Source organism: Syntrophales bacterium (assembly GCA_030655775.1).
Taxonomy (GTDB): Bacteria; Desulfobacterota; Syntrophia; order Syntrophales; family JADFWA01; genus JAUSPI01.
This window is the reverse complement of the sequence record JAUSPI010000121.1, coordinates 1-4,557: the sequence shown is the minus strand read 5'-3', so window position 1 is coordinate 4,557 and position 4,557 is coordinate 1. Positions and strand designations below refer to the sequence as shown.

The 4,557-nt window shown below is 45.5% G+C and carries 10 protein-coding genes; all 10 read right to left on the bottom strand.

All coding sequences use genetic code 11. From position 1 onward, the window contains the following. Window positions 1–131 precede the first annotated feature (131 nt). Window positions 132–485: a hypothetical protein gene (locus Q7J27_06465; protein ID MDO9528789.1), complete on the bottom strand. Its 354-nt coding sequence runs from the start codon at window positions 483–485 to the stop codon at window positions 132–134. Further along, the gene (locus Q7J27_06460) at window positions 445–1,563 is read right to left on the bottom strand and encodes a hypothetical protein (GenBank protein MDO9528788.1); all 1,119 of its coding nucleotides are present in this window, start codon (window positions 1,561–1,563) and stop codon (window positions 445–447) included. Before Q7J27_06460 ends, Q7J27_06465 begins: the two co-directional genes overlap by 41 nt. A gap of 164 nt (window positions 1,564–1,727) precedes the next feature. Beyond that, a complete protein-coding gene (locus Q7J27_06455; GenBank protein MDO9528787.1) occupies window positions 1,728–1,937 on the bottom strand; it encodes a hypothetical protein in 210 nt (69 codons plus the stop codon). A 12-nt stretch (window positions 1,938–1,949) separates the two neighbouring features. Beyond that, window positions 1,950–2,384: a hypothetical protein gene (locus tag Q7J27_06450; GenBank protein MDO9528786.1), complete on the bottom strand. Its 435-nt coding sequence runs from the start codon at window positions 2,382–2,384 to the stop codon at window positions 1,950–1,952. Continuing rightward, on the bottom strand, window positions 2,381–2,800 hold the full coding sequence (locus Q7J27_06445) for a gas vesicle protein GvpG (GenBank protein MDO9528785.1): 420 nt from the start codon (window positions 2,798–2,800) through the stop codon (window positions 2,381–2,383). The genes Q7J27_06450 and Q7J27_06445 overlap by 4 nt, the downstream gene beginning before the upstream one ends. 97 nt (window positions 2,801–2,897) lie before the next feature. Beyond that, the gene (gvpO, locus tag Q7J27_06440; GenBank protein MDO9528784.1) at window positions 2,898–3,164 is read right to left on the bottom strand and encodes a gas vesicle protein GvpO; all 267 of its coding nucleotides are present in this window, start codon (window positions 3,162–3,164) and stop codon (window positions 2,898–2,900) included. 81 nt (window positions 3,165–3,245) lie between these two features. Next, the gene (locus Q7J27_06435) at window positions 3,246–3,440 is read right to left on the bottom strand and encodes a zinc ribbon domain-containing protein (protein ID MDO9528783.1); all 195 of its coding nucleotides are present in this window, start codon (window positions 3,438–3,440) and stop codon (window positions 3,246–3,248) included. Continuing rightward, window positions 3,440–3,682 carry a gas vesicle protein GvpG gene (locus Q7J27_06430; protein MDO9528782.1) on the bottom strand — a complete coding sequence of 81 codons (243 nt, stop codon included), beginning with the start codon at window positions 3,680–3,682 and terminating at the stop codon, window positions 3,440–3,442. The genes Q7J27_06435 and Q7J27_06430 overlap by 1 nt, the downstream gene beginning before the upstream one ends. 99 nt (window positions 3,683–3,781) lie before the next feature. Then, complete coding sequence (locus Q7J27_06425; GenBank protein ID MDO9528781.1) at window positions 3,782–4,138, bottom strand: four helix bundle protein; 357 nt, start codon at window positions 4,136–4,138, stop codon at window positions 3,782–3,784. 120 nt (window positions 4,139–4,258) lie between these two features. Next, on the bottom strand, window positions 4,259–4,557 hold a 299-nt coding region (locus Q7J27_06420; GenBank protein ID MDO9528780.1), incomplete at its 5' end, for a GvpL/GvpF family gas vesicle protein.

Sequence of the window (4,557 nt, the reverse complement as noted above, 5' to 3'; positions counted from 1 at the left end):
AGGATGCAAGGGCAGCACGTATCTTAATTCCAAGCAGTTCAACCCCCGCCACAGACACGGTGATATCGGCATTAATTACAAGCCCTTTATCCAGGATTCTGTCGATTACGTCTGCTAAACCGGTACCGTCATTACTTCGAGATGGTTCTAAGGCCATCATTATTCTCCTTTTTCTCCAGAATAATCTCTAAAAAGCCACCATTATATAATTTCCCAATTATGTTTTCAGAAGGGCTGGGCAATTTGATATTTTTGTAATAGCTTTTGTCTTTTCCGCTGGCGAATATGACCAGAACTCTTTCGTTTAAATAAATCTTGATATCCTCTTCTTTGTTAATCCCCGGCAACTCAGCTATCAAGCGTATCTTTCTTTCTCCTTCAAATATATCAACAGGAAAATCACTTTTATCCTTACCCATTTGCCTGTACCCTGCCATAAAATTTTCATTCTGCAGTCTTAACTTTTGAACGATAATTGTCTCCATTACAGTTCACCTGTTTTTTGTCCTTCTTGAAAAACTTTTCTCCCCGGGATGTAATTTCATACTGTCTCGGGGCAATTGCCATTAAAAGGCCGTTCTCTACCAGTGGTCGTATCAGCATGCTTACATATGCCGGCGACATACGGGTACTGCTGCTGACATTGACAGGTTTCTTCAGTCGTTTGGACTCATAATAAACCCCCAGCACCTCTAACTCGCTGGCAGTAGGGGTTTTTTTCTGTTTTGTCGGATTTTCCTGAAGCCGTTTTTTCTGCTCCATTTGAAAACTTGTCTGACGATGAAAGACTTCTTTTGAGGGTACAGTCTTTCCTGTACCTGGCTTTGTCACCACGCCTTTACCCCGGCATTTCAGACACGGAAGCTTGTTGCCAGACTCTCGCCCAGTTCCGCGGCAGTGTGAGCAGACTTCGACAGGTTCTTTGACGCACACAAATCCCATGCCGCGACAGACTGTGCAGGTTATGTTACTTCGGGGTTTCTCTTCGCCCCCGCCCTTACAGTAAGCGCAAACAACAACAGGAGGGGCTAAGTTTGCTTCTCCGGAGCCTCTGCATACCGCACATATGGTTCCTTTTGGTTTTTCTCCCTTTCCTCTGCAATACCCGCATGGATACTTTGTCTCTGTAAGCAACTTTCCAATACGTATTCCACCCGCACCTTTTGAAAAATCTTTCCCGGCTCGATCAACCTTTGCGGTGGACCAGATCAATTGTTCCTGACCGGGCTTATCGAAAGTCCGTCCGATCCTGCTGTCATTCCGCGAATTCGACATGATCCCCCATCCCGATTGTTCCTGATGTAGTCTTTTAAATGGAACTCGCGGGCTTGTTTTTTCTCCGCCTGCCATGGATTTCCCCATCAAAGACTGTTTTCCCTTGAACGTAATCACAAAGTGGCCTGACCTTTTCAAATCCACATAATCCTTTTGAGCCAGGTTCATGCACAAAAGTCTTGCATATCCGGTATCTATGCCCATTTTCCGGCTTACAATATGGCTTGTAGTTTCTCCACCTGCTTCGTGGATTATTCGCAATGCCTTCTTTTCGCTTCCGCTTGCCATATTTGCCTCCTCTTTTATTCTGCCTGTTTTTCCTGATCCGGATCGGTCGGGATAATTTATCTCATCTGCAATGCGGTCTTAGTTGTTCGCCATTACGCCATAAAGACTTCGGATCGTTGAATATAATGAAAAGATTCCTAAGCTTTACGGACAAGGGAGGGGAGTCACTCCTCTGAGTCAATCTCCCGATCAGGACGATTTTCTTCCTGCGTCGCTGATTCATTATTCACTTGAATGCCGCATGATTGTCTTATAGCGCTACTCTTTCCGGTGGAGTATCTGACACGGGAACGGCGCACTTTTTTTTCATACTCATCCCAGCTCATTGCCGTAGAATATTTGACACGTGTCTTTCGGCCGGTAGAATAATTCATGCTTTTCCTCCGTCAATAATCAAATATCATTGTTGTCCATTTTTTCCGATTCTTCAGTCCCATTTTCTTTTGCAGGGTCGTAAATCTCGTCGTTCCCTTGTTTCTGATTGCCAGCCATGGCGCGTTAGAGGGGCCCGCCAGTTTGAACTCCAGTGACAGACCCGGTTCAAAACCTGATTCAGCCATCACCTTATCGTCCAGAATGATTCGCCCTTCTTCATCGAGCAGGCAGGGACATTGATGGAAAACAGTCTGAAGCGCGGTAAACCTTGGCTCTCGATCCGGTTTGTGGACAACAAGGTAGGGGCTGCGATTGCTCCCGGTTATACGAACCACTTCCATCCCCGCCATTGAATCCGGCTTTAACCCCATCTGGAGCATAAAGTTCCCCCCCAGGGCAATCCTTCCTTCTTCATCCACCTGTCCAAAACTTCTCAGAAGGGTCATTCTGACGGACCTCTGATCTCTTCGAGTTTTCGGTCTATTTCTCCCGCTTGATTTTCAAACTCTTCCTCTGTTATTTCTCCCATTTCCAGACGCATCTCCATGCTCAGACGTTCGTCTTTTAATCTCAGTTCCATATCCTGCTCATCTGAAGCCTGTTGATCAAGGGACGCCGCGATCCATGCAATCCCTCTTGCCGGGAAGAATGGCAACGTCGCCGGCAGGGTTAGAAACCATGCCATGAAATGCAAGAACCCTATTTCAACCGGTTCTCTGGTCCGCCTCCTTGATGTATCTCTGTATTCTGTCCAAGTCTGTTTAACGCCGAATCTTCTGCTCAGCGTTTGCGGGAACACCGCGCTCACGAGAGGTATATACTGGCTGACCGGTGGAACATATTTGCTGACATTGGGTATCATCTGGATATCTCCTCAGCAAAAAAAGAGTGTTCAACAGTTCGCGTTTTTCGCAACAGACAATAAACAACAGACAATCGACTTTCATCTTTTGTTTGTTTTATCCTTCGGCATCCTCTGGGTCAATGCGTTTGCGCAGCCCGGTTCGTTTGAAATCCAGCATATTCCCGTCAGTGTCCAGTCGAACTTCATATTTAGCCAGAATATCCATGCCGTCCGGAATCGAGTGTTTCTCGATAACCTCCATGATTATCAACCAACCATCGTCCTCTTTTCCCGCTGACACTGTAGAAGAAATCTCCAGTCCTGTCAGATCATTCAATTCTCCCCGCGCTTTTTTAATTACTTCCGCCATTTTTAAAGCCATTATTATTTACCTCCTTTGTGTGAAAGTTGTTAGTAGTCAGTGGTCAGTGGTGGGTAGTTTTTACTGTCCACTGTGCCTGCCCTATTTTTCGGAAACTCGTTTCCCGCAGTTGGGACAAAACTTATAACCATGTATATGACGCCAGATATGCCCGCAATCGGGACATTCAAGTGTCAGCCTCTGTCCGCATTCAGGGCAACTTTTTAATCCTCCTGAAGTTATCTCTCCGCATCTGGAACATCTGAAAGCACCAGTTTTTTTGCCTGTTGTCGGCATTACTCCTCCTCCTCTTTCATTTTTCTGATTGCCTCTAATTTCTCCATTAATTTTGTTTCTTCTTTCTCATACGTTTCATCGTCGATTTCTTTCATTTCGTATCGCATCTGAAGTTGGAGCAACTCTTCATGAATCTTTGACTCGTCTGTCATTTCCTCATAGGCAGATTCTCGAAGTTTCTTCGCTAACCATATGGTCAACTTGAGCGGGGAAAACAATATGTCATCTAATATGAAAGCCATTTTTTTGATTGCAGAATGCAGCAGGCGGCGTGCAGTTTAGTCCCACCTATTGCATTGTATCCTCCTTCGCAGAATGGGGTTGCTGAATTTTATAATAATTTATTCCCTCAAATATTTCTTCAGTCCATTAAGTATTCGGCCCAATTCTTCAGTTTTGCTTCTTGTACTCACGTATGCTTCGCTGTTAATAAACCCAAGTTTATGTGCCACTATGAGCAGGCTTTCGGTCTCGTTGAGAGATCCCATGCCAATGTCTACGAAACGTGCAAAGTCCTTTTTTGACGGTCTCCCTGCGCCTTCCGCGAGATTACTTGAAATCGAGATAACGGCCCTTCGAATCTGCGAGGTTAAGCCGTAAATTTCCTCTTTTGGAAAATCTCGGGTTATTTCGTATATGCTTACGGTTAATTCGACTGCCTTTATCCATGCGTCCAGGTTTTCATATGTTTTTGCCATACTCTTGCTTATCCCCTATCGACCTCTGCCCTTAGGGCACCGCCCCCTGCCCACTGCCAACTACCAACTGCCAACTGCCTTCTACCTTCTGCCCTCCGCCATCAGCCATCCGCCCACCGGTTACCATTTCACCACAATTTCCACAAAGTTACAGGGTGGCACCGGGCCCACATATTTGAATTTCATCTTCCCGTCATATTCTGCCGTAATTTTATCCACCATTTCGTCAAATGCCTTTTCACCATCTTTCCTAATCAAAAAGGCGCTGTTGGTAATCATCTGATCACCGAAAGCATCGTTTTTCTTATGCTCCACCCAGAGACCTTTCAAACAATTGAGAATCGCCTTTTCTTCCTGTTTTTTTTTGGTATCCAGAGCCTTTTTTACCATCTCGCCCAGCTCTACCCAATCCCGCGGTG

Coding starts and splice junctions, on each gene's coding strand:
- Q7J27_06465 (MDO9528789.1), bottom strand. CDS start 485: ATGGAGACAATTATCGTTCAAAAGTTAAGACTGCAGAATGAAAATTTT.
- Q7J27_06460 (MDO9528788.1), bottom strand. CDS start 1,563: ATGGCAAGCGGAAGCGAAAAGAAGGCATTGCGAATAATCCACGAAGCA.
- Q7J27_06455 (MDO9528787.1), bottom strand. CDS start 1,937: ATGAATTATTCTACCGGCCGAAAGACACGTGTCAAATATTCTACGGCA.
- Q7J27_06450 (MDO9528786.1), bottom strand. CDS start 2,384: ATGACCCTTCTGAGAAGTTTTGGACAGGTGGATGAAGAAGGAAGGATT.
- Q7J27_06445 (MDO9528785.1), bottom strand. CDS start 2,800: ATGATACCCAATGTCAGCAAATATGTTCCACCGGTCAGCCAGTATATA.
- gvpO (MDO9528784.1), bottom strand. CDS start 3,164: ATGGCTTTAAAAATGGCGGAAGTAATTAAAAAAGCGCGGGGAGAATTG.
- Q7J27_06435 (MDO9528783.1), bottom strand. CDS start 3,440: ATGCCGACAACAGGCAAAAAAACTGGTGCTTTCAGATGTTCCAGATGC.
- Q7J27_06430 (MDO9528782.1), bottom strand. CDS start 3,682: ATGGCTTTCATATTAGATGACATATTGTTTTCCCCGCTCAAGTTGACC.
- Q7J27_06425 (MDO9528781.1), bottom strand. CDS start 4,138: ATGGCAAAAACATATGAAAACCTGGACGCATGGATAAAGGCAGTCGAA.